The sequence below is a fragment of the Collinsella sp. AM16-21 genome (assembly GCF_003471905.1).
Lineage (GTDB): Bacteria > Actinomycetota > Coriobacteriia > Coriobacteriales > Coriobacteriaceae > Collinsella.
The window spans coordinates 18,907-44,009 of sequence record NZ_QRKJ01000015.1; the positions used below are offsets into that span (position 1 = coordinate 18,907).

At 59.0% G+C, this 25,103-nt stretch carries 21 protein-coding genes; 3 read left to right on the forward strand and 18 right to left on the reverse strand.

What is annotated here, in order from left to right; translation table 11 throughout:
• Positions 1 to 21 precede the first annotated feature (21 nt).
• Positions 22 to 1,059, reverse strand: a complete 1,038-nt coding sequence (locus DW180_RS08340; RefSeq protein WP_118238384.1) for a hypothetical protein — start codon at positions 1,057 to 1,059, stop codon at positions 22 to 24.
• Between the two features lie 316 nt (positions 1,060 to 1,375).
• On the opposite strand from DW180_RS08340, the gene DW180_RS08345 reads away from it, so the two are divergent.
• Together DW180_RS08345 and DW180_RS08350 are read left to right on the forward strand one after the other, a co-directional pair.
• Positions 1,376 to 2,722, forward strand: a complete 1,347-nt coding sequence (locus tag DW180_RS08345; protein WP_118238385.1) for an MATE family efflux transporter — start codon at positions 1,376 to 1,378, stop codon at positions 2,720 to 2,722.
• A 54-nt stretch (positions 2,723 to 2,776) separates the two neighbouring features.
• On the forward strand, positions 2,777 to 3,625 hold the full coding sequence (locus tag DW180_RS08350) for a MerR family transcriptional regulator (protein WP_118238386.1): 849 nt from the start codon (positions 2,777 to 2,779) through the stop codon (positions 3,623 to 3,625).
• A gap of 57 nt (positions 3,626 to 3,682) precedes the next feature.
• Here DW180_RS08350 and ligA read toward each other — a convergent pair whose 3' ends face one another.
• The 17 genes from ligA to aspS form a co-directional block, all read right to left on the reverse strand.
• On the reverse strand, positions 3,683 to 5,911 hold the full coding sequence (gene ligA / locus DW180_RS08355; protein WP_118238387.1) for an NAD-dependent DNA ligase LigA: 2,229 nt from the start codon (positions 5,909 to 5,911) through the stop codon (positions 3,683 to 3,685).
• 246 nt (positions 5,912 to 6,157) lie between these two features.
• The gene (locus DW180_RS08360; protein WP_118238388.1) at positions 6,158 to 7,627 is read right to left on the reverse strand and encodes a S1C family serine protease; all 1,470 of its coding nucleotides are present in this window, start codon (positions 7,625 to 7,627) and stop codon (positions 6,158 to 6,160) included.
• Positions 7,628 to 7,799: 172 nt separating this feature from the next.
• On the reverse strand, positions 7,800 to 8,384 hold the full coding sequence (locus DW180_RS08365; protein WP_117628960.1) for a hypothetical protein: 585 nt from the start codon (positions 8,382 to 8,384) through the stop codon (positions 7,800 to 7,802).
• A gap of 3 nt (positions 8,385 to 8,387) precedes the next feature.
• Positions 8,388 to 8,744: a hypothetical protein gene (locus DW180_RS10175; RefSeq protein ID WP_117648531.1), complete on the reverse strand. Its 357-nt coding sequence runs from the start codon at positions 8,742 to 8,744 to the stop codon at positions 8,388 to 8,390.
• An 8-nt stretch (positions 8,745 to 8,752) separates the two neighbouring features.
• Positions 8,753 to 9,880: a hypothetical protein gene (locus tag DW180_RS08370; RefSeq protein WP_117583360.1), complete on the reverse strand. Its 1,128-nt coding sequence runs from the start codon at positions 9,878 to 9,880 to the stop codon at positions 8,753 to 8,755.
• Positions 9,881 to 10,064: 184 nt separating this feature from the next.
• Entirely contained in the window at positions 10,065 to 10,727 is a 663-nt protein-coding gene (locus DW180_RS08375) for a response regulator transcription factor (RefSeq protein ID WP_006234733.1), read from the reverse strand.
• A gap of 50 nt (positions 10,728 to 10,777) precedes the next feature.
• On the reverse strand, positions 10,778 to 12,115 hold the full coding sequence (locus tag DW180_RS08380) for a glutamine synthetase family protein (RefSeq protein ID WP_118238389.1): 1,338 nt from the start codon (positions 12,113 to 12,115) through the stop codon (positions 10,778 to 10,780).
• A gap of 134 nt (positions 12,116 to 12,249) precedes the next feature.
• Positions 12,250 to 13,272, reverse strand: a complete 1,023-nt coding sequence (locus DW180_RS08385) for a LacI family DNA-binding transcriptional regulator (protein ID WP_118238390.1) — start codon at positions 13,270 to 13,272, stop codon at positions 12,250 to 12,252.
• Positions 13,273 to 13,397: 125 nt separating this feature from the next.
• Complete coding sequence (locus DW180_RS08390; RefSeq protein ID WP_147348630.1) at positions 13,398 to 14,129, reverse strand: GntR family transcriptional regulator; 732 nt, start codon at positions 14,127 to 14,129, stop codon at positions 13,398 to 13,400.
• A gap of 514 nt (positions 14,130 to 14,643) precedes the next feature.
• Entirely contained in the window at positions 14,644 to 15,897 is a 1,254-nt protein-coding gene (locus DW180_RS08395; RefSeq protein ID WP_158570974.1) for an ATP-binding protein, read from the reverse strand.
• 367 nt (positions 15,898 to 16,264) lie between these two features.
• On the reverse strand, positions 16,265 to 18,214 hold the full coding sequence (locus DW180_RS08400; RefSeq protein WP_117805988.1) for an NAD(P)/FAD-dependent oxidoreductase: 1,950 nt from the start codon (positions 18,212 to 18,214) through the stop codon (positions 16,265 to 16,267).
• A gap of 135 nt (positions 18,215 to 18,349) precedes the next feature.
• On the reverse strand, positions 18,350 to 18,550 hold the full coding sequence (locus tag DW180_RS08405) for a hypothetical protein (protein WP_035136858.1): 201 nt from the start codon (positions 18,548 to 18,550) through the stop codon (positions 18,350 to 18,352).
• Between the two features lie 175 nt (positions 18,551 to 18,725).
• The gene (locus tag DW180_RS08410; RefSeq protein WP_118238392.1) at positions 18,726 to 21,053 is read right to left on the reverse strand and encodes a ferrous iron transporter B; all 2,328 of its coding nucleotides are present in this window, start codon (positions 21,051 to 21,053) and stop codon (positions 18,726 to 18,728) included.
• A gap of 123 nt (positions 21,054 to 21,176) precedes the next feature.
• Positions 21,177 to 21,398 (reverse strand): FeoA family protein, encoded by a 222-nt coding sequence (locus tag DW180_RS08415; RefSeq protein ID WP_006234774.1) that lies wholly within the window; start codon positions 21,396 to 21,398, stop codon positions 21,177 to 21,179.
• A gap of 40 nt (positions 21,399 to 21,438) precedes the next feature.
• On the reverse strand, positions 21,439 to 21,681 hold the full coding sequence (locus DW180_RS08420) for a FeoA family protein (RefSeq protein ID WP_040358815.1): 243 nt from the start codon (positions 21,679 to 21,681) through the stop codon (positions 21,439 to 21,441).
• Between the two features lie 236 nt (positions 21,682 to 21,917).
• Positions 21,918 to 22,166, reverse strand: a complete 249-nt coding sequence (locus DW180_RS08425) for an HPr family phosphocarrier protein (RefSeq protein ID WP_035136856.1) — start codon at positions 22,164 to 22,166, stop codon at positions 21,918 to 21,920.
• Positions 22,167 to 22,309: 143 nt separating this feature from the next.
• Positions 22,310 to 24,097, reverse strand: a complete 1,788-nt coding sequence (gene aspS / locus DW180_RS08430) for an aspartate--tRNA ligase (protein ID WP_117817672.1) — start codon at positions 24,095 to 24,097, stop codon at positions 22,310 to 22,312.
• 256 nt (positions 24,098 to 24,353) lie between these two features.
• Between aspS and serB the strand changes: the two genes are divergently transcribed.
• Positions 24,354 to 24,989, forward strand: a complete 636-nt coding sequence (serB, locus tag DW180_RS08435) for a phosphoserine phosphatase SerB (RefSeq protein WP_117563673.1) — start codon at positions 24,354 to 24,356, stop codon at positions 24,987 to 24,989.
• The last annotated feature ends 114 nt before the right edge of the window (positions 24,990 to 25,103 follow it).

Below are 25,103 nucleotides of genomic sequence, written 5' to 3' on the forward strand. Positions count from 1 at the left end.
CGTAGAAGGACCAAAACGCCCCTAGAGGCCGCCGTCCCAGTGTCGAATCACGAATTCTCGCAGGTCGTTCTGCCGCTTTTGGAACGCTTCGCTTCGGTCGCACTTGAGGCCCATAGCGAGCGCAATGGCGTTCATCGCCCGGTGCAATTGCAGCTGATGGGCAAACTGAGTCCCGGTGAGGACGATCATCCTAAAGCCCAGCGCGCTCAGTACGGTCATACGCTCCGCATCCGACGCGCTGCGCTGTTTATCAAGATGGCCCGAACCGTTGTATTCAATCCCCGTACCGCTCGCAGGCGCATATACGTCGATCTCGAAATACCCGGCCTTTGCGAGATACTTTAACTCGCTGGGAACATCGACCCGATGGTTGAGCTCAACCTTGGCGTATCCCAGCCCTCCCTGGGAACGTTTTGCTACGACCATGATTGCGGTGGCCGTCTCCATGGGCGACCGCGCGCCATCGTGCACGCGCTTGAGCACGGCGGCCGCGCGTATGGCCCCCTGACGAGATCGGTTCTCATTGCAATAGGCAATCAAGTCGGCAACGGTATACCTCTGCCCCATCTCGATATAATCGCCTGTCGACAGATGATTCAAATGGTATCGGGCGCAGATTTCGTAGCCATATTCCAACTGCTCGGGCTCACTCATCCACGAACCCGCCTGGACAAAGCACATGGCCTCATCAACCACCAGAAGGCCCTCTGCCACCTCGATAAGATGGCCTGGAGGTACCGGTGCTCCAAACACATGGCACCTAAATCCAGCCGGCGTCGAGCGCTCAAAATCGAAGTTGACGAGCGTGTCGATATGATCGAGCTCTTCTCGTGGAATACCAAGCGAAACCAGATAGTCGGTAACGATCCCAACTGCCGTTGAAGCCCTCAGCCCCTTGGCATCGAGCCCCAATTTGGGCAGGCTCGCAGTCGGCTCCGCCTCGCCAGCAAGCGAGTCCTCATCGTATAGGCTGCTTGCTCGCGAGAGCGGCTCGAACGGGCGCGCCACGTTGTGGTACAGCCAGGCAGTCTTATGGGACAGGACGATCGGCAGGTCCATGAGCCCTCCAATGGAGTCGGATAACCAACCTTATTCCCCTGCCCACGGGTCCGCACACCTTCGTGCACAAGAAAGCGATTCCACCCGATCGAGTGGCAGAAAAACCATCACAACATTCGATGCTTTTCCCGTTTTTGGCAAAAAACGTCGAATGTTGTGATGGTTTGAGGCGAGGTGAGAGGCACGGAGGGGTCAAAGCATCGTGCTTGGAGCGTGACTTTTTCGCCCCGCCGCCAACACAAACCTTGACTCTACAATCGTTGTAGGGTTTTCACTACACTGGTACGTAAACAGACCAAGCCAGAAAGCCCCGCCCATGGAACACGACCTCACACGCGGCAATGTCCTCAAGACCATCGCGGTCTTTGCCCTGCCCTATATGCTCTCGTACTTTTTGCAGATGCTCTACGGCATGGCCGACCTGTACATGATGGGGCAGTTTAGCGGCGCCGCCGGCATCACCGCCGTGGGCAATGGCGCGCAGACGCTCTATATCATAACCGTGACGCTCGTGGGTCTGGCCATGGGAACGACGGTCATCGTCGGCCACGCCGTGGGCTCGCGCCGCTTCGATCGCGCCGAGACTGCCATCGGCAACACCATCACGCTCTTTATGGGTGTCTCGGTGGTACTGGCCGCTGTCCTGCTCGCGCTTTGCCCGCAGATCGTGGCGCTCATTGGCACTCCCGCCGAAGCCGTCGAAGGCACTGCCGCCTACCTGCGTATCTGCTTTATCGGCATTCCCTTTATCGCCGCGTACAACATTCTTTCGGCCATCTTTCGCGGCCTGGGCGATTCGCGCTCGCCCATGTACGTGATTGGCGTGGCATGCATCATCAACATCGCGCTCGATTTTCTGTTTATCGGCCACATGGGGCTCGGCCCCGTGGGCGCGGCGCTCGGCACGGTGACCGCGCAGACGGCCAGCGTTGCCCTCGCGCTCGTGTGGCTCAAGAGCCGCCGCACGAACATCCACGTTAAGCGCAGCGACCTGCGCCCCCAGCCCGAGGTGCTCGGTAGCATTCTTAAGATCGGCGTGCCCGTGGCCGTGCAGGACGGCTGCATCCAGGTGGCGTTTATGTTCATCACCGTCATCGCCAACCACCGCGGTCTGGTCGACGCCGCCGCCGTGGGCCTGGTCGAAAAGATGATCAGCTTTTTGTTCATTGTGCCGAGTTCCATGGGCGCTACCGTCAGCGCGCTCACGGCGCAAAATGCCGGCGCGGGCAAGGGCGATCGCGCGCGTCAGGTACTCAAGGACGCCATGACCATCTCGGTGGTGTACGGCTGCCTGATCACGGTGCTGATGTGGCTGGTGGCGCCGGCGTTTATCGGCTTTTTTGCCAAGGACCCCGCGGTGGTCGCCGCCGGTACTGGCTATATGCACAGTTATATTTTCGACGCGATTTTTGCCGGCATCCACATTTGCTTTAGCGGCTTTTTCGCTGCATACGGCAAGAGCTACATCGGCTTTGCGCACAACGTGCTGGCCGTGGCGCTCATTCGCGTGCCCGGTGCATGGCTGCTGTCGAACGCCTATTCCGATACGTTGTTTCCCATGGGCATTGCCTCGCCGTGCGGGTCCATTCTGTCGGCGGTCATCTGTGTGATTGCATTTACCGTGCTCAACCGGCGCGGGGCTTTTGACAAGCTGATGGCGTAGCGGGGCAACGCGAGCCCGGCGCCCCTCCCCGGCTCTATTGAAAGGAGCGTTCCTATGGCCGACTCGCCAACTGAACATACCGAGGGCCTGCTCCGCATTGGCGAGGTGGCGCGCCTGTTTAACCTGAGCGTGGGCACGTTGCGCCATTACGAGCAGATGGGCCTACTGGACCCGGCGCACATCGATCCGGCGAGTGGGTACCGCTACTACGGATCGCGGCAGCTCTCCACCCTCAACACCATCAGCCACCTGCGTGTTCTGGACCTGCCGCTGGCACAGATCCGCGAGTTTGTGACCACGCGCGATGTGGACCTCATGCAGCGGCAGCTGGCTCAGCAGCAGGAACTCATCGAGCGCAAGCACCGCGAGCTGGAGCGCGTATCGCGCAAGATCGACAACCGGCTTGCTCTGCTACACGATGCCTTGAGCACCGAGCTCGATACCATCCGCGAAATCGATGCGCCCGAGCTTCGCTGCGCCGTGTTGCGCGAACGCGTCAACCCTACCGACGCCTATGCGCTGGAGTGGCAGATTCGTCAACTGCAGAAGGGCCAGCACGAGACCTTTGTCTTTCTGGGCAACTTGGGCGTCGGGATTGGCGCCGAGCGCCTCGCCGCCGGCGACTTTGATGGCTACGACGAGGTCTTCCTGCTGCTCGATGACACCGATGATTACGTGGGCGACGTCGAGGTGCGGCCCGCCGCGCGCTGTCTGACCATAAGCTTCCGCGGTACACATGGGCAAGCAGCCCCACGCTACGAGCAGCTGCTCGGCTATATGTGCGAGCACGGCCTGACCCCCGCCGGTCCCTCACGCGAGATCGCCCTTATCGATGACATCATCAGCGACGATCCAGAGACCTACGTGACGCAGATCACGGTGCCCGTTTCCCCAGCAAAGTAAGAACCGCCCCGAAGGCATCGTGCTTCCGGGCGGTTCTTCAATTTGGCTATCGATGCCTTACACCTCTGGCACCTGACCAGTAGCCAAGATCTGCTCGAGTGCGTCCTCATCCAATACAGGCACGCCCAACTGCTCGGCCTTGGTGAGCTTGGAGCCCGCTTTGGGGCCGGCGACCAGATAGCTCGTCTTCTTTGAAACACTGCCCGAAACCTTGGCGCCGAGCACCTTGAGCGCCGCACCCGCCTCGTCGCGTGTGCGGTTGACGAGCGTGCCCGTCAGCACGAAGGTCAGACCCGCGAGCGGCTGTGCGTCAGCGAGATCGCCTGCCACGCCAGCGTCGGCTGCGGCTTGTGCATGCGCGGCGCCCAAGTCGACCTCGAGCGACAGGCCCGCCTGGCGCAGGCGCTCCAGCACGGCAAGGTTTTCGGGCACGGCCAGGAACTGCTTGACGCTCGCCGCAATCTTGGGACCGATACCCTCGCACTCGGCGATGTCCTCTTCGCTCGCCAAGATGAGCTTGTCAATCGACAGGAATCGCTCGGCGATGACCTCGCCCACGCTCTTGCCCACGTGGCGGATGCCCAGGGCAAACAGCACGCGACCGAGCGGCTGGCTCTTGGACTTGTTGAGCTCGGCGATGATTTTCTCGGCCGTCTTGAGGCCCACCGGAATGGGATCGCCCTTCTTGACGCCCTTTTTGCTGTTGGAGCTGGCATAGGTGCGCCCCGTGTCCAGACCGGCGATGTCGTCGACCGTGAGCTGGTAGAAGTCCGCGACATCGTGGATCAGGCCGGCGGCGATCATCTTGTCGACGATCTCGTCGCCCAGGCCATCGACGTCCATGCAGCCGCGGCTCACCCAGTGGAGCAAACGCTCCTTGAGCTGTGCGGGGCAGTCGATGGACACGCAGCGGTAGGCAACCTCGCCATCCTCGTGGACCACGGGGCTACCGCACACGGGGCAGACCTCGGGCATGTGCCAGTCGACCGAATCGGCCGGACGCTTGTCGAGCACCGGGCCCACGACCTCGGGGATCACGTCGCCCGCCTTGTGCACGATGATAGTGTCGCCCTCGCGCACGTTTTTGCGACGGATCTCGTCGATGTTGTGCAGCGTGGCGCGCGCGATAGTGGAGCCGGCAACCGTCACCGGGTCGAACTCGGCGACCGGCGTGAGCACACCGGTGCGGCCTACCTGGATGCGAATCTCGCGCAGTACGGTCTGCTTTTCCTCGGGCGGGAACTTAAAGGCAATGGCCCAGCGCGGTGCGCGAGCGGTAAAGCCCATGTCGAGCTGCTGCTGGAAGCTGTCGACCTTTACGACCACGCCGTCGATGTCGTAGTCCAGGTCACCGCGATGCTCGAGGGCCTGGGCACAGAACTCGTGGACCTCGGCCGGCGTGGCGCAGCGGGCCACGTTGGGGTTGACGCTAAAGCCGGCGCTACGCAGCCAGTCCAGAAACTCGCGCTGGCTGTGGACGTGCAGTGGGTCGGTATCGGCAATGGCATAGATAAAGGTGGCCAAGTCGCGACGCGCCGTGACCTTGGGGTCCTTTTGGCGCAGGGATCCTGCAGCAGCGTTGCGCGGGTTGGCAAAAGGGTCGCGGCCCTCGGCATCGGCCTCATCGTTCAGACGAACAAAGCTGCCCTTGGGCATATAGACCTCGCCACGTACTTCGATGGTACGCTCGCGGTCGGCGCCCATGTGGGCGAGCGCCGGCTCGGACAGGTGCATGGGCACATCCTTGATGGTACGCACGTTGAGCGACACGTCCTCGCCCGTTGTGCCATCGCCACGTGTGGCGGCGCGCACGAAGGTTCCGTTTTGGTAGGTAAGCGCCACGCCCAGGCCGTCGATCTTAAGCTCGCAGGTATAGGTGACGCTACCGGCACCGAGCGCATCCTCGGTACGCTGGAGCCACGCGTCGAGTTCGTCCAGATCCATGGCATCGTCCATGGAATACATGCGTGCCATATGCGTGACCGGCGTAAACTGCTCGCTCACGTAGCCGCCCACGCGCTGGGTATAGCTGTCGGGCGTCACCAGATCGGGGTAGGCCGCCTCGATTTCCTGCAGCTCAACGAGCATTTTGTCAAAGGCGGCGTCCGTGATCTCGGGCGCATCGAGCATGTAGTAGCGATAGGCGTGGTAATCGAGCTCGTGGCGCAGCTCGGCCGCACGCGCCGCCGCCTGGGCACGGGCATCGGCCGGTGCGGCGGCATCCACGCTCGCGGGCGTTTCGGTATCGATGTCCACACCGTCACCAAACAGGCTCGATTGCTCCATAGCGGCACTCCTTCGCTCGATTTCAAACGGATACAAGAGTACCACCGGTCACCATGGCGCCGAATAACCCTTTCGAACCGCATCGAATCGGCAGCCGCCAGACCGGAGTGGATCGCGCGATCAACTCATATCCGTGCCATTTCTAAATGATCCGTTTCCACGTCCCCAACGGATCAATAAGAAAAGAGGGGCCGTCCCGCGCTGGCGGAACAGCCCCTCTAGCTTCGATATGTGCGATACAGCTCGTTAGAAACCCTGACCGTAGCCTTGACCCTGGCCCTGGCCCTGCTGTCCAAGCAGCTCCTCCAGATACTGGCGCAGCTGCTCGTCAGTAATGCCACCGTTGCCGGTGTCAGTCGCGCTGTCGTCCTGCTGCTGGTTCTGCAGCTTCTCATCGGAGCCCAGCTCGACGGTGACCTTCTTCTCTTCCTTGCCGCGCATGAGCGTAATCTCGACCTTCTCGCCCACCTCGTGGCTGCGCAGCGCGATGATCAGGCCGTCGGCGCTCGTGATCTCGTCGTCGCCCAGCTTGGTAATGACATCGCCCTCCTGGATACCGGCCTTAGCGGCGGGGCCGTCCTCGACAACGCTTGCCACATAGGCACCGCTATCGGTGCTCAGCTTGTTGGTGCGGGCATTGAGCGCGTTGACGCTCGAAAGCGTGGCGCCCAGGTACGGATGAACCGGCGTCTTGCCGTCAATAATCTGGTCGGCAATGTTCTTGGCGTAGTTAACGGGAATGGCAAAGCCCACGCCCGAGCTGGAGCCCGAGTAGCTCTCGATGAGCGAGTTGATACCCACGAGCTCGCCGTTGTCGTTAACGAGCGCGCCACCGGAGTTGCCCGGGTTGATGGCGGCATCGGTCTGAATCATGTTGGCATAGATGGTGTTACCGTTGGTAGAGCTCATGGCTGTTGAGCGATACAGCGCCGACACGATACCCGTGGAGACAGATTGCTCGTTGCCGAACGGCGAGCCAATCGCCATGACCCACTCGCCCACGTTGAGCTTGGAGGAGTCGCCGATCTCGATCGGCGTGAGCTTAGAGGCGTCGGCGTCCTTGAGCTTGATGACGGCCAGGTCGCTCGAAGCATCGTTGCCCACGAACTCGGCCTCGTAGGTGGTGCCGTCGTCCATGGTCACCACGTACTGGTCATAGCCATCGACCACGTGGTTGTTGGTGAGGATGTGACCCTCGGTATCGAGCACCACGCCCGAGCCGACGCTGCCCGAGCTGTCCGACTCGTCGGCAGACTGCGAAAGCGAGCCATTCTGGCCGCCGCTCGAAGTGGCGGTGATGGAAACGACGGAGGGCAACGCCTTGGCAGAAACGGCCTCGGGCAGCGTGGTGTCCTCGGAGTCGATCGTGATCTTTTGCGTCGATGAACCCGAAGCACCCGCCGTCACGGCATTCTTTCCGCCGCCAATGTTGAGCGTGCCGCTCATAATGAGCGCAATGACCAGCAGGGCGCCGCAGGCACAGCCGGCAAGCGCCGTAATAAAGATCGGCAGCTTTTTGGTCTTAGTCTTGACCACTGTGTGCTTGTTTACAACCTGCTGGCTGCCCAGCGGCTTTCCGGTCTGCGTGTCGTAGGCCTGCACGTAAGGAATGTTGCTGCCATCGGCAGGCGTCGACTCTACCTGCACACGCGGCTGCTGTTGGGTCTCGCCGGCGTTGCCCGCATCCTGGGGACGCTGGGAATCGTACTCGCTCATAGCTGCGATCCTTTCGTCAAATAACCAAAGGCCCGCCAAACATGTGGCGGGCCATCATTGTTCACGTTGAGTTGTACCCCAAGCTGGGCAGTCCCGAGCACTAGATGCCAAGATTTCAGCTTTGCTTAAGTAATGACATGCTTATAGGCCAATTCGTTTTATGCCGTCATGTCTATTCGATATAACAGTCGATAGCAAAGCTATATGTTGAATCGTTAATGAAGTCCGTAATCGTCGCGCCCATGCCTGATCCGCACGTCCACTTATCCTTCTCCGCGTCGTATGGCGTTGGCCCCCACCCCGTTTCATATGATGCTTCGCCTTCTGCGAAGTAGTTCATCACATATTTATCTTTCTGCATGAGCGCATACCAAGCGTTTGCATACATCACAAGCGGATCGATTTGGACTATCGAGTACTTTCCGGAACGAATCTCAATTTCTGTTTTATCGTTATAATAAGCGACTGTGAGCTCAATCTTGGCAAGCAGCGGCAACGTTTCATCTGATTCCCTCTGGATTGTTATGACATCACCGGCCATAGCGTCGGCAGACACAGTTTTGCTCTCTGGCGTGAAAATAGTCTCTCTGCTTCTTGTTCGCGTTTTTTCATTGCCATTTTCATCTCTGACCACCGTGTCGACCACGAGCGTCAATCGCTTCTGAGCGTCCGGCAACTCCACGGCTTCTGCCATCCCGGCTCGCATCAAAATAGGAGCCCCCGCCATCAGACCTAAGAACTGCTTTCTATCAATCATTCTTCATTCCCCTTGTCTACTTGATTTGACTTTCTCAGCTGAATGGGGATACAGAACAGTCCCGTCAAGTTCCTTATCTTCCACAAAAACTAGAATCCATTTATCACCTGCTTTCAACCCTGAGACATATCCGGAACTTGACTTACGGCGCATATCGATTCTCTTACGGCAACCACTTGGCATAAGCGCCTCAAATTGCCCGTTATGAACATCCGATAGAGCGCGCACCTCGACTGCAACAACCGTGTCGTTTTCTCCCCCATTAGTCGCCCTTAACAGAAAGAAGCTCGCTGCGGTGAGCAAAGCAAAGGAAAGCACCAATAGGAGCATTGCCCTTCGAATGAACTTGTCGCCGTTCACGAGTACAATCAACCCTTGCAATATGTGCCATCGTGAGACGTGTAAATTGATACGTCATATGGAAGAAACTGTAGCTGGTTTGTCCATCCATTCCAAACAACAAGCAGGTACTTCTTGGCATTCGAGTATGTGTTATGCATTGCCACGTAGCCCACAACTGCCATTGCGTGCCCGCTGCCATTTGACCGGAGCCTTCCAGAGAAAATACTCAGATTCCCCGAGTCGGTATTCACCCTAAAGGAATCCCATGACGGATACCAAACGAATGACGTCTCAAGCTCCTTGCCTCGTCTTGCACAAAACTCCTTTAAGGCCGGAGCGGGTTTGTCAGGAGAAGTCTTGCCTTGAGTAAAGTACAGACCAGTCGCTTGATCATATTTCTTTTCTTCTTCTTCCCATGTCCCCGACAGCCTCCAAAGCTCCGAGTATAAATCGGACAATTTAAGGCGGTTCAAAGTCACATAGTGACTGCTAACTGCAAACATTGCCGAAACAGCGCAAGCATAAGTCCCCGTTTCTTTGATAACTTCTGTTTGCGTTGGCGTTATTATTCCCGAAACCGTTTTGCTCGCATCAACAACATATCCCTGTTTATACAAATCCTTGGCAGATACAAAAACGTCATCGAAATGTTCCGGCGATCCGCTGCGATTGCCTCCCGAGGACAATTTATTTGGTACTTTTTTTCCACTTGCGTCTAAAACAATGTTTTTATCTAAGTCGGCAACGCCAACAGTTAGCTCGTCAATCTTTAACGCAACGACGTTATCCGAGGATGCGAGGAGTGCAATTTCTTCGCTTGCACTCTCGATAGGTAAAAGAGCGTTCGGAGCCAAGCAGTATTCGCTGATCCACCAAGATCGCTCTGAATCAAATACGACGTAGCCATAGTTAACGTCATCCCGCTTCGCACGAACGATATACCCGATTGATTCCCCATCGGAATTCACCATTTTTACTGGGTCACAAGCGGTCACCGGCTCATCCGATACATCATCAAAGAAAGCCTGCGCTTGCTCCACAGCTATTTGCGGTGTGACACGGACCAAGTCGTCGTCTCCAAAAACCAACCTTGGAGACATCAGGGCGGCAAGCAACACTATGAATCCGACAATCACCTTTCTCGAATAACGCATTTCTTCCTCCATCCGTGTAGTAGGGAGATACGGTAACTAGATGATATTTGCTAGATAGTGTTATACGTTTGATATTGTTTTTACTGACACACTTTTAATCGGTGAAAGGTCTTCTTTTCGCCCTAAACGAGAAAAGGGTACTGGTGAAATCTCCGGTACCCTCACATTGCCCTCTATTTACTTGCTAGTCCTTAAACAGATAGCCCACGCCGCGGACGGTGGTGATGTGTGCCGCGATCTGCGGGCCCACCTTGGAGCGGATGCGTCGAATGTGCACGTCGACGGTGCGCGTGCCGCCGCAGTACTCAAAGCCCCACACGCGGTGCAGCAGCACCTCGCGGCTGTAGGCGCGGTTGGGGTGCGTCGCCAAAAAGCTCAGCAGCGAGTACTCCATCAGCGTCAGGTCGATGGGCTCGTTATCGAGCGTCACCTGGTAGGTAGCCAGGTTGATCTCGAGGTTATCGATGTTGAGCACATCGTCGGCGGTGACGGTCTCCTCCTCGCCCATCAGGCGCTGCGCGCGAGCCTTGAGCTCGTTGGGCGTCGCCGTGGGGCACACAAAGTCGGCATGCGCGTGATTGGGCAGGCGCAGGGTACCGAGTGCCTCGTCGTCAACGATCACCAGCATGGGGACACCGCCGCGATCGTCAAGCCACTTGGCAATCTGATCGATGCGGTCGCTGCGGATGCCATCGGAATCGAGGATCAGCAGGTCGAAGTCGTGCGCCGCAGTCGGCGAATCGGGTGTGGCAAGGCTCACCTCGACACCCAGGGTGGTCGTCAAGCTGCGGGCAAACTCGTGGAAGCGCGTCGTGCGCGCCATGAACAGGGCACTCTTTTCGGACATATCGGCCTCCAAAGAAATGAGCTCAATCGTACTGGAACAAGCCAGCGCGATTAGGAGTTCGCCAGGTAGTGCTTGATCTCCCACTCGGTGATCGTAGACTCAAACTTATGCCACTCGTCGCGCTTCTTTTTGAGGAAGAAGCTGTGGATGTGCTCGCCGAGGGCATCCTTCATAAACTGCGAGTCCTCAAAGACGTCGAGCGCCTCTTTGAGCGAGCGCGGCAGCGGCGTGTAGCCGGCCTCGACCATCTGACGGTCGGTAAGCTTGAGCGTCTCGGCCGTGGCCTCGGGCGGGAGCTCCAGCTTGCGCTCGATGCCGTCCAGACCAGCCGCCAGCGTGACGGCGTTGACCAGGTACGGGTTGGCCATGGGGTCGGGACTGCGCAGCTCGATGCGCGTGGACAGCGGCTTGCCGGGCTTGTAGACCGGGATGCGGACCATACTCGCGCGGTTGCGCAGGCCCCACGTGGCGTACTGCGGCACGGAGTCGCCACCCGTGGTGATGCGCTTGTACGAGTTGACCGTGGGGTTGGTGATGGCGCTGATCTCGCGCGCGTGCGCCAAGATGCCGGCCATGTAGTGCTTGGCGATTTCGGAGAGGTGGTACTTCTCGTCGTCCTCGCCCCAAAAGACGTTGTTGCCGTCGTGGTCGAACAGCGACTGATGCAAAAACATGGCGCTGCCGTCCTCGCCCGCCAACGGCTTGGGCATAAAGGAAGCGTGGCAACCGCTCTCGTAGGCCTGCTGCTTAATGATGAGCTTGGCCGTGGTGATGGCGTCGGACATGCTCAGGGCCTCGGCGTGGCGCAGGCTCATGCCGTGCTGCGAGCGACCGGCGGCGTGGAAGGTGTACTCCACGGGCACGGACATCTTCTCGAGCGTGAGGACCGTGTTGCGGCGCAGGTCGCGGGCGGCATCGCTCACCGAAAGATCGAAGTAGCCCACGTTGTCGAGCGGCTCGGGGGTGTGCTCGTCGGGGAAGTAGTAATACTCCAGCTCGGCACCCACGTTGAGCAGATAGCCAGCCTTCTCGGCCTTGCGGAACATGCGGCGCAGGGCATCGCGTGGGTCGCCGGCAAACGGCTTGCGATCGGGAGTGCACACGTCGCAGAACACGCGGGCGACGCCGTTGTGGCTCGGGCGCCACGGCAGGATTTGGAAGGTCGAAGCATCGGGGAATGCGAGCATGTCGGCTTCCTCGGGCGTGGCAAAGCCCTCGATAGCGGAGCCGTCAAAGCCAATACCCTCCTCAAAAGCGACCTCGAGGTCCTCGGGGCTAATGGCAAAGTTCTTGAGGCGGCCGAGAATGTCGACAAACCACAGACGCACAAAGCGGATGTCACGCTGCTCTACGGAGCGGAGTACGTAATCGATGTTCTGCTGGTTCATGTCGCTCCCCTTTCTTTCGGGCGGGTTTCGACTGGTCTATATCGCAGATACTATCGCAGAAAAATGTTTCCGCAGGGTTAAAGCGTATCAAGCGCTCAAAAAACGTGTGCGAACAGGCAGTTGCGAACGAGTAGTTAGCGCGAGGTCGAGGCGCGGTGTTCGATGTGGCCGGGGATCTCGATGCGCTTGGGGGCGAGCTTTGCGGCATCGCCCACCGTAGTGGTAACGATGTCGATACGCTCGGACAGGCGCTCGACTACGCGCTCGGCAATGGTAAGGGTGTCTTGCGCGGCCGTGGTCACACCGCCAAAGAGGACGTGGTTCCAGGGATAGTCGTCAAACGTTGCAATCTTGAGACCCGCCGGCAACGAGGGCCCCAGCTGGGCCAGCGCCTCGGTCAGACGCAGGAAAACCAAGCCGTTGACGGCAATGAGGCCGAGCTTTTTACCCGCATAGCCGCGGATGGTCTCGTCCAGGCGACTGACACCCTCGACGCCACCATCGGCCAGGGTGACGACCTCACCCGCAAGGCCGCGTCGCGAAAGCTCGTCGGCAAAGGCCTCGGCACGCTCGCGACGCACAGGGCTGTCATCGCTTGCCTCGGTGAGCAGGCACAGGCGCTCGCTGCCCGCGACAGCCAAGGCGTCTACCAGGCCGGCGACCAGCTCACGGTTGTTGGAGGTCACCAGATCGACACCGCCGGCGGCGACATCGCGGTCGAGCAGCACGACGGGCAGGCGCCCCACGGCCGCGGCGATTGCCTCGTCATTGCCGCCACAGGTGTTGACGACCAGGCCGTCCACGCCGGCATCGATAAGTCTGGTGAGCGACTCTGCTTCCTTGGCGGAATCATTGCCGCTAATGGCAGTCATAAGCGAGCAGCCGCGCGCGGCGGCACTGGCGGAAAGCCCTTCGAGCATGGCGCTGGAGAACGGGTTGGCGATGTCGGCCAGGATCACGCCGATGAGGTTGGTGCGCGAGCTGCGCAGATTGCGCGCGGCGGCACGCGGGCGATAGCCGGTGCGCTCGATGACTTCAGCGATGCGCGCACGAGTTTCCTCGGTCATCTGCCCGGGGCGGTTGTTGAGATAGCGCGAAACCGTGGCCGGGCTCACGCCCGCCTCGGCGGCAATGTCCTTGATTCTCATCTGCGCCATAGCGCACCCCGTTTCCTAATTGTCGGCAGTCTGGGCCATGTTAGGCATTTTTTTAAAAATCTCGCTTGCAAAACGCTGTAGGTGAGCAGCATCGTTTTTGCGTCTCGAGCAGATGCGGTGATGGGCTAGATATACGAGTCTTTGGACAGCTCGAAATAGTCGGGATGCAAGGCGATAACCGGGCCCTGCTCCTCGGGCATCAGGTGCAAGTGCGTCTCTGCCAGGTAGCTCGCCGTGTCGGTATCGCCCCTCTTAATGGCCTCGAGAATCCGACGATGTTGTCGACGAATCGGCTCCCAATCCAGATCCTGCGACACCATACGCAACCAGTTGTATCGCTCAAAATGCGTGTTGACGCTCTTCATCCAATCCCACAGCATGTGACGACCGGCAATCTCAAAACACGTCTCATGAAACAGGTTATCCAAGTCGAAAAAGCGACGCGTCTCGCTATGGTCGAGCGACTCGGACTCGGCAAGAATCTGCTCGAGCCGATGCTTTTGCTCGGACGTGGCAGCCGGACAACATTTAATGAGTACGCTTCTTTCGAGTTTCTCGCGCAAGAAACAGGCATTCTCGGCGTGTTCCATGCTGATCTTAGAGACGTAGGTGCCGCTCTTGGGACGCGTTTCCACCAGCTCTTGCTCGCGCAGGCGCACAAAGGACTCGCGAATTGGCGTGCGCCCGATCCCCGTCTCCTTTTCCAGACCAATCGCCGAAAGGCGCGTGCCGGGCTTGAGCTCGGCATAGATAATCTTGGAGCGCAGTGCGTTGTATGCCTGATCTTGCAGGCTCTGATAATGCTGGTGTTGTTCCATAAAGCCCTCGGATGAAGCCCACGGTTTGTCGAATTCCACCACGTAATACTATCGCATCGACACGCCCCGGCTCCCAATCAGTCTTTTTGGGACGGGGCTCTTTTAGCTACCCTGGCTCGCAGATCGGCCCCTTGCCACAAAAGTGGCCCATCTACTACGTTAACACGGATAGCCTCGACCATACCGAAAACCGTGAAAACAAAACCGCAGGTAGACAGCTTGTCAATTATCGAAAAAGCCGACTATGGTTGACCCCTGCGGCTTAAACGTAGTAGATAGGCCCTTTTCGTGACGCAGCACTACCGCACCCCAAATTGGCACCCCGAGCCTGTTATAAGTTGCTGTGAAATACGGACGGTTGATAATCAAGGGTTGATAATCAAGGGTTGATAATCAAGGCGCGCTATATGGCTTGCCATATTTCACTATACTTTGCTGTACGTCGCTATACTTTGCTATAACTTGACAATAATCGGCCCGTTACCATCCGGGATATAACGGACCCCAAGCCAACGCTGGCTTGGGGTCCGTCTTGTACCATGGCTCTTTTGGACTATGAGCGCTCGTATTTCGTGGCCCGCCCGGTTCCCTGCCTTACGATTGCATTCCGTTCAAGCAGAGATTCGAGTGCCGCCAACGTCCGCATGCGGCTCAGCCCCGTCTGTTTTTCAATCTCGCTTCGCGACATAATTCGCCCGCCCGACAAGGCATTGAGAACCTGGATCTCTTCCTCGGACCCTTCAAAGGCATCGGTAGCGGGCAATGTGACGGCCACCATGCCGCCGCGAACATCAAAAATTGGTTGATTGATCGAATCGCGATAGGCACGTCTAATGCGCGCGATTCCCGTGCCAAATTTCTCGATGTAATCCAGCTTTAAAAAGACCTCGGCGACAATTGGGTTTCTGAGCACGGATATCTGCCCATACAGGTATTGTTCCGTCGTCAAACCGGCGGGCAGTGATCCGGGCGAAGTCACAACAACACGATCGTCGTACAAGGCAATTTGAACATTCGCTCGAACGTCCCACGTCCGATGCACCAAAGCGTTTGCAACAGCTTCGCGGAATGCCTCAAGAGAAATTCGATCGGTTTGGACGCGCTCCATCCCTTCGATACGCTCAAAACGGTAGTAGCGTGCAAACATAGCCACCGCCCTGTCCACCTGCTCAATTGCGGATACATTTGTCGCCGTCTCACGGTCCAAGATCACATCCTCGGTATCGCCAAAACGGACGCAGTCGATGCCCGGAAAATCATTCTTATCCGCCAAAATCGCCGCAGCGTTGGTATAGCCATCTTTGCCGAGCAAGCGAAGCGTGCGCATAATATCCGGCGTTAGCTCGGAAATGCCGAGATGTTCAACACACTTATGCTCGAGCGTGTGAAAACTCAAGTCCTGGCGAGCCGACGTGAGCGCGTCGAACGTTACGTTGCTGCCTTCGAGCGTCAGCCTGCCATACTCAAACCGGTCGACCTCCACCGTTGCCGAATCGTTTCGCCTGTAGGCCTTTCCCTTGCTTCGATAGGGTTTGTCCTGGCCCTCATAAACCGTAAGGATTACGGTCCCGTGTTTCTCATCGCGCTCGAGCGTGTAACGGGGAGCGGGATCCAAGCTGTCATTAATCATGTTCTCGATGCGGAGACACTCTGCGACCGGATCTGCAAGGCCGACAGCCACGCCCTCGTCATCAACGCCAAACTCAATCTTGCCCGTCCCGTAGTTTGCATAGGCGCTCACCGTTTTAAGAAACGTCGGCGTAACGCTTTCCTTGTATTCGACTGTAGGGTTCTCTCTAACAACCATATGCACAACCCTCTCGTTTCGTACCATTCATAACCGTATTATAAGACGAAAACCGTTTGCGTACTGATTTATCAAAGACGCAAACGGTTTTCGTCTTTATTTGCGTACGGAATTAAGACGCATAATTTCGCTTTCGTATGGCTCAATACCGGACACAGACTGTTTTCGTCTGTCAATACGCCTGCAATCCAAACGAAAAGAGCCCCGAGCTCGTATGAACTCGGGGCTCTTTGTGCCGCACATCTATGAGAGGAGAAATTCGATGCGTACGGGCGCTACTCCATGAAGCCGCAATGGTGCAATGGGGCCAGATTTACATGCACCAAGTTGGTGCAAAGTAACCTGCCCCCACGCAACAAGGGGTTGACTAGAGCTCGCAGGCAACCTTGTAGCCATCGCCGATGGCATCGCGGATGTTGCCGCACTTGTTGGCATCGCCCAGCACGTGGGTGGCAACACCGGCAGCGGCAAGGTCGTCGGCCAACTTGGTATTGGGACGATAGCCCATGGCGAGCACCAGCGTATCGGCATCGGCGATGGTATGGGCCTCGCCATCCTTCTCGTAGCTGATGGCATCCTCGGTGATCTCGGTCACCTTGGCCTCGGTCAGCACGTGGACGCCCTTGGAGAGCATGCGCGTGATGAGCACCGCGCGACCGGCACCACCCTCGTTGGCGGCGAGCGTCTTGGTCATCTCGATAACGGTGACGTCGCGATTGGCCGGCGACAGATCGTTGACCAGTGGGGCCAGGTAGTCGGCCGTCTCGCAACCGACGGTGCCGCCGCCCACGATGACAATCTTCTTGCCCGGGAAAGCCTTGCCACCCAGCAGGTCGTCGGCCGTCATGACCTGCTTAAATCCCTGCATGAAGGCCGGGGCGATGGGCTCGGCGCCATAAGCCAGGACAACCTCGTAGCCCGCGTAGTCACGCTGAATGTCCTCGGCCGAAAGCTCGGTACCAAAGACGCACTTCACGCCCGCCTTAGCAAGACGGCGATACTGGTACTTGATCACGCGGGTGAGTTCCTGCTTTGCCGGCGGAACGGCCGCGATGCGCATCTCGCCGCCCGGTTCGTCCTGTTTATCCACGAGCACCACATTGTGACCGCGCTTGGCGGCAATGTAGGCTGCCTCCATGCCCGCAGGACCAGCGCCCACAACCAGTACGTTCTTGGCCTCGGCGGCAGGCTCGTAGCCGGCCTCATCGCGCTCCACGTCCGGGTTGACGGTGCAGGAGATGCGCTTGCCAAACATAATGCCGTTCAGGCAGCGCAGACAGCCAATGCAGGGGCGGATGTCGTCGGCGTTGCCGGCAGCGGCTTTGTTGCAGAACTCGGCATCACACAGATTGGCGCGACCCATCATGCAGATATCGGCAGCACCGTCCTCGATCAGCTCCTCGGCGATCCAAGCCTCGTTGATACGTCCGACGGTGGCGACGGGAATGTTGACGTGCTTTTTGATCTCGCGCGAGCAGGCGGCGTGCGAGGCCTGCTGCGTGCCGGCGGCGGGAATCGCAGAGCCGCGCTTGATGGTGGTGCCGCCCGACACGTGAATCATGTCGACGCCGGCCTTCTCCAGGCGACGCGAGACGTAGATCATGTCGTTGAGGGTCAGGCCACCATCGGTGTACTCGTCACCCGAGATGCGGACGTCGATGATAAAGTCCTTGCCGCAGCGCTCGCGAATCTCGGCGATGACCTCGAGCAAAAAGCGCATGCGGGCGTCGAGCGAGCCGCCGTACTCGTCGGTGCGCTTGTTGTAGAGCGGGGTCAAAAAGCCGCCGAGCATGCCGTGGGCGTGCGCCGCGTGGACCTCGACGCCATCGACGCCAGCCTTTTGCATACGCACGGCGGCGTCGCCAAACTGGTGCGTGAGCTCGTGGATCTCGTCGACCGTGATGGGGCGCGGTGCCTCGCGGGCGTAAGACGGGCCCACAAAGGACGGAGCGATCAGGCGAGGCGTGCCCGGAATGTTAAAGGCCATGTAGGCGGGGTGGAAGAGCTGCGGCATGATCTTGCAGCCGTACTCGTGGACGGCCGCGGCGAGCTTTTCCCAGCCGGGGATAAACGTGTCGTCGTAGCAGCACATGTCACCCGGCAGATAGGTATAGGTGGGCTCGACCGTCACGACCTCGGTGATGATGAGGCCCACGCCGCCCTTGGCGCGGGCACGGTAATGATCGACCAAGTCGTCGGTCACATAGCCATGATCGGCCAGGTTGGTAGATACCGGCGGCATAAAGACGCGGTTCTTGACCTCGGTTGTACCGACCTTGATCGGGCTAAAGAGCATCGGATAGGCGGAGGACTCCATACAGGGTTCCTTTCGTTTGAGCCGCTCGGCGGCAGTTGCTAACGTACCTATCGTAGCAGTAACTGCGCAGCACCCGACAGATCGCAGATTGCACGGCACTCGTCAAAAGGAGAAACAGAGACGTCCCCGTTCACCTTATTTGATACCGCGGCCCAAGTCTTCGGCGATTTTGTCTACGCCCTTAAGTGCGGCGCAGGTCTTTTTGTTGGAGCAATGTCCTGTGCAAACGCCACCTTGAGCGCAGTCGGCGCAGGTGCCCTTGCGATAAATGCGCACGCACACGGCGACAAACGCAATGCCGATAACAGCCAGTACAACAATATCGATAGGTGCCATAGCAAGCCTCCTCTAGTTAACCACCACTTACTTTACCCCATTCTCCACCTGCCAAAAAGGGACAGGTATATTTTGGTCGGTTTTATCTGCGGAAACGCCACATCTCCCTCACCAAAAAGCCCGAGTGTCGCTGGGACACCCGGGCTCATGGAAAGGGGTTAATCCTTATTCGGACTTAAGCGGAAACTGCGGCGGAAGCAGTGTTGGTCTCGTCCTCGTCGGTCCAAGCATGTTTAGGCATGGGACGGAAGATCTGGAAGAGCATCGCAACCAGCAGCACGATGGCCACAACCGTCCAGATACCAAACTGTCCAAGAACGAACAGGTTGTAGAACTGGTTGATGAACAGACCAATGACCCAAGCAAAGGCGCACTCGTAACCGATCGCGATGGCGGTCCACTTGCCGGAATCCATCTGGTTGCGGATAGTGCCCATGGCGGCAAAGCACGGAGCGCACAGCAGGTTGAACGCACCAAAGGCAACGCAAGCGCCCATAGTCGGGAACATGCCGGCGAACGCGGTCCACAGGCTCGGGTCGGTCTCGCCGGCGTCGGCGACGGACAGCAGCGAACCGGCGGTGGCGACGACGTTCTCCTTAGCGACAAGGCCCGAGACGGTCAGCGCAGTTGCCTGCCAGGTGCTAAAGCCGAGCGGGGCGAAGATCCAGGCGACCAGGTTACCCAGCATGGCAAGCACGGAGTAGTCCATGAACTCCTCGGGGATGCCCTCCATAGCAGGCAGGAAGCCAAACGTGCCGTTGTAGCTACCAAAGTTGGACAGGAACCACACCACGACAGTGGAGGCAAAGATGACCGTGCCGGCCTTCTTGATAAAGGCCCAGCAGCGCTCCCACACATGCAGCGCCCAAGAGCGGATCGCCGGGAAGTGGTAGGCAGGAAGCTCCATAACGAACGGCGTCGGACGGCCGGCGAAGAGCTTGGTCTTCTTGAGCATGAGGCCCGAGGCGATGACGGCAAAGACGCCCAGGAAGTAGAAGAGCGGGCTGATCCATGCGGCAGTGGTAGAAGAATCGCCGATGATGGAACCCATGAGCAGGGCGATGATCGGCAGCTTAGCGCCACAGGGAATAAACGTGGTGGTCATGACCGTCATGCGGCGGTCCTTCTCGTTCTCGATGGTCTTGGTGGCCATGACACCGGGGACACCGCAGCCCGAGGACACGAGCATGGGGATGAAGGACTTACCGGACAGGCCAAACCGGCGGAACACGCGGTCCATGATGAAGGCGACGCGGGCCATGTAGCCGCAGTCCTCCAGGAAAGACAGCATCACAAAGAGCAGGAACATCTGCGGGACGAAGCCGAAGATAGCGCCCAGGCCGCCGACGATGCCGTCGCAGACCAGCGAATCGACCAGGCCACCGTCCTCGGTACCGCCCGCCACAAGGGCGTCGTGCACCACGGTGGTGATGCCGGGGACATAGGGGCCGTACTGTGCCGGGTCGACCGAGTCGGCATTGTCGCCCGCAGCCTCAACAGCTGCGTCATAGGCGTCGCGACCCTGACCGAGCACGTACCAGCCGTCGGTGCCGAAGAGTTGGTCGTTGGTGAAGTCAGTCACCGTGCCGCCCAAGGTAGAGACGGCAATGTAGTACACACAGAACATGATGACCACAAAGATCGGCAGGCCCAGGATACGGTTGGTAACCACGCGGTCGATCTTCTCGGAGGTGCTCATCTTTGCCGGAGCCTTAGTGAGGCACTCGTCGATGATGTGGGCAATCACGCCGTAGCGCTCGCCGGTGATGATGGACTCGGCGTCGTCGTCGCAATCCTGCTCGCACTGGGCGACCAGCTGCTCGACGCGAGCGGCCTTCTCCTTGGTGAGGTTGATGAGCTTGCAGGCGTCCGCGTCGCGCTCGAACAGCTTGACGGCGTAGTAGCGACGCTTGTTGGCGGGAACGCTCGCCGGCAGATTGTTCTCGATGTGGTCCAGAACGTCCTCAATGGAGGAATCGAACTTGTGCTTCGGCACCTGGCCCTTGGAAGCAGCGGACTTTTTGACCTGCTCGAATAGCTCCGTGATGCCCTTGTTCTTAAGAGCGGAGATCATCATGACCGGGCAGCCGAGCTTCTTGGAGAGCTTGTCCGTGTCGATCTTGTCGCCGTTCTTCTCGACCAAGTCGGCCATGTTGAGGGCAACGACCACGGGCAGGCCGGTCTCGATAACCTGAAGCGCCAGGTACAGGTTGCGCTCGAGGTTGGTAGCGTCGACCACCTGGACGACGACATCAGGCTCGCCGCTCATGAGGTAATCGCGCGAGCACTGCTCCTCGGGGCTGTAGGGGGAAAGCGAGTAGATGCCAGGGAGGTCCGTGATGGTAACGTTCTTGTCGCTCAGGAGCTTGGCTTCCTTTTTCTCAACCGTGACGCCGGGCCAGTTGCCAACGTAGCCGTTGGCGCCGGTGATCAGGTTGAAAAGCGTGGTCTTGCCGCAGTTGGGGTTACCCGCCAGCGCGACATGGATCTGAGAGTCCGCCATTCAATCCTTCTTCCTTGTGTGCCCGCGCTGCTTTCTCCGCGCGAGCTGGATAATGTGCTTCAAAGTTGCTGCATTAAGTTAGAAAAACCTAACTTTATCTGCAGAAATACTCGCCGCTGGCCCTTACTGGACCTCGACGACGGCAGCCTCCTCCTTGCGGATGGAAAGCTCGTAGCCGCGCACGTTGATCTCGACCGGATCTCCGAGCGGTGCGACCTTTACGACCTTAAACGACGTGCCCTTGATGAGCCCCAGGTCCATAAGGTGACGGCGCAGTGCACCCTCACCGTGAAGCTTGACGATGGTAGAGCTCTCGCCCACCTTGACGTCACCCAACGTCTTCATGTACTTGTCCCCCTTTCAGCTTTTTGCGAAATGCTGCGAACTAACCGACGGTCATGATGTGCATGGCAACCTTGGAATCGATACCAAAGCGTGCACCCAGCACCGTGACGATGATATTGGCGCCACTCGAGCTCACCACGTGGATCTCGCTGCCCTCGACAAAGCCGAGGTCCTTGAGGTGGTGCTTCATGTCCTCATTGCCCTTTACACGAGACACGCGCACGGTTTCGCCCGCCTTTACCATCGAAAGCGGCATAGCCGGCATCTGCGGTCCGCAAGACATGAGTGAGCTCCTAACATCGGTTCGTCCTCAACATCGACATGGCAAAAGTTAGCCACGTCTATGTTCGCTTTAGTAAACTAGCACGTGGTTAACTTTTTTGGAAGGGTCCCCATTCAGTTTTCGAAAAAGTTTCCTATACGAAACAAAAGAGGCACCGCAAAGACCATCTCTTTGCGGTGCCTTGTCATACCAATTTATGCAACAAAGGGGCCTGTCCCCTTGTCACATTGTTGAGGTTAGAGCGAGAGGTTTCTGATCGATGTGACGCAGGAGGCCTCATCCACGCCCGAAACGCGGAACACGATGTCTTCGCCACATTCGCCGTAGAGAGCCATGAGCCCCATCACATCGCGGCCGTCGGTATGGCGATCGCCGATGCTGACCGATACGTCGCTACGATGCTTGGCAATAATGTCATAGAGCAGCGCAACCGGGCGGGCATGCAATCCCAACGGATCTTTAATCGTCTTTGTAAACTCGACCATGTCCCCTCCCGCGGCATCGCACATTCGGCCGGCAAACCCAGCCACGTGGTAGTTATTGTACGTTACCGGCGCACCCCCGTCCCACAAAAAACGAGGGAAGGCACGCGTCCTTCCCTCGTTGCGGGCAATATGTAGCCGCTCGCTTACATCAGGCGCAGGCTGACATCCTTGAGCTGGGCGCCGGAAACGGCACTCGGAGCGCCCGACATAAGGTCGGAGCCGCTGGCCGTCTTGGGGAACGCCATGACGTCGCGGATGGAGTCGGAACCGGTGAGCAGCATGCACACGCGATCCAGACCCAGAGCGAAACCGCCCATCGGGGGTGCACCAAACTTGAGCGCCTCCATGAGGAAGCCAAACTGCGACTCGGCGCGCTCCTCGGTAAAGCCCAGGAGCTTGAGCATGGACATCTGCATCTCGGCGTTGTGGATACGCATACCGCCGCCGCCGGCCTCAAAGCCGTCCATGACAAAGTCGTAGGTGCACGAACCGGCTGCCAGCGGGTCGGCCTCGATCTTGGCGATGTCGGTCTCGGTCGGCAGGGTGAAGGGCTGGTGCTCGGCAGCGTAAGCCTTGCGATCCTCGTCCCAGTGGAACAGCGGGAAGTTGACGACCCACAGGAAGTCGTGGCCCTCGCGCTTGATCTCGAGCGCATTGGCCATGTGGGAACGCATGCCGCCCAGGATCTCGTCGGAGAGCAGGCGCGGACCGGCGGCGAACATCACAAGGTCGCCGGGCTCGACGCCCATGCGCTCGCGCAGAGCCGCCATCTCCTCGTCCGAGAAGAACTTGACGATGGGGCTGTTGATGGAGCCGTCCTCGCGGAATGCGATCCAGGCCAGGCCCTTGGCGCCAAACGTGGAGGCCACACCGGCGAGCTTATCGATCTTGGCGCGAGCCCAGGCACCGGCGCCCTTGGCGTTGATGGCCTTGACGACGGAGCCCTCCTCGTTTGCGGCAGTCGCAAAGACCTTGAACTTGGAGTTGGCAAAGATGTCGGTCAGGTCGACCAGGTGCATGCCATAGCGGGTATCGGGCTTGTCAGAGCCATAGGTGTCCATGGCTTCCCAATAGTCCATGCGGCGCAGCGGCGTGGGCATCTCGACACCCATGCGGCCGAAGGCGTCGGCCAGGACCTCCTCGAGCGCGCTCATAACGTCGTTCTGGTCCACGAAGGACATCTCGATATCGACCTGGGTGAACTCGGGCTGACGGTCGGCACGCAAGTCCTCGTCGCGGAAGCACTTGGCAACCTGGTAGTAGCGCTCGACGCCACCGACCATAAGCAGCTGCTTCAGGAGCTGAGGGGACTGCGGCAGGGCGTAGAAGTTGCCCGGCTGGATGCGGCTGGGAACGATGAAGTCGCGGGCGCCCTCGGGCGTGGACTTGAACAGGGAGGGCGTCTCGACCTCCATGAACTCACGGTTGTGCAGCGCCTCGCGAATGGCAAAGGTAAAGTCGGAGCGCAGCTTGAGGTTGGCCATCATCTCGGGACGACGGAGGTCCAGATAGCGATAGCGCAGACGGGTGTCCTCGCTGGTCTCGATGCCGTCCTCAATCTGGAACGGCGGGGTGACGGATGTGTTGAGCACCTCGGCGTGGTCGGTCAGGACCTCGATCTCGCCGGTCGCGAGCTTGGTGTTGGTGGTCTCCTCGCCACGGGCGCGCACGACGCCGTGAATCTTGATGGGCCACTCGGGACGCATGGTCTCGGCGATCTTAAAGGCGTCGCCGTCGGAGTGCTCGGGGTCGAAGGTGAGCTGCGTGATGCCCTCGCGGTCGCGAAGGTCGCAGAAGATAAGGCCGCCGTGGTCGCGGCGACGGCTCACCCAACCGGTGAGGGTGACCTCTTCGCCCACGTTCTCGCGGCGAAGCTCGCCGCAGGTACGGGTGTGCATGGAATGCTCGTCGATGGGACGGGTCTGGCTCATACCAGTGATCCTCCTTTATGGATCTGTGCCGCCCCGTGTCGTTCCGGGCGGCGTCGTACAGATTTGCCTGGCCTGCGTAAACCGCGCAGCCAGACATGGCGTTCTATCTTATCGCACCTGTGTCGATGTGCCGCGAAAAAGTAGCTCTTGCCCAAAGACTTGACGGAGACGAAACAATTGACACGCCGCGGCACCCGCCCGCACTCGTCACGTGCGACAATATGCCCCAATAAAACAGCACTCGGAAAGGCCCGCCATGACTGCACGCCTCATCGTTATGGATATCGACTCCACGCTCATCAACCAGGAGGTCATCGACCTGTTGGGCGAAGAGGCCGGCGTGGGCGAGCAGGTGGCACAGATCACCGAACGCGCCATGCGCGGCGAGCTTGACTTTAAGCAGGCGCTCGAGGAGCGCGTGGGGCTGCTCGCCGGCCTGGACGAGAGCGTGTTCGAGCGCACCTTTGAGCGCGTGACATTTACCCCCGGCGCGTTGGAGCTTGTGCGCTCAGCGCACAGCAAGGGCTGGAAGGTCGGCGTGGTAAGCGGCGGCTTTCACGAGGTCGCCGACAAGATCGTGGCCGCCGCGGGCATCGATTTTTGCCTGGCCAACCGCCTGGAAGTCGTGGACGGCAAGCTCACCGGCAAGCTGGCGGCCGACATCGTGACCAAGGAGTCCAAGCTCATCCAGCTGCTAGATTGGGCAGTTGAGTGCGGCGTCGATATGGCCCACACGGTCGCGATCGGCGACGGCGCCAACGACATCCCCATGATTCAGGCCGCGGGCACGGGCATCGCGTTTTGCGCCAAGCCCAAGACGCGCGAGGCGGCCCCGTTTGCCATCGACGAACGCAACCTGATGCTCGCCATGGACATCATCCTGCGCGACTAGTCAATCCATCTAACAAGTGAATCAGTCTGTCCTATAGTTTCCGAACAATTTTGTCTTAGTGTTCGGAAACATACCCTTTGAGTGCTAGACTTTGCGCCGTCGAAGGGAACATAT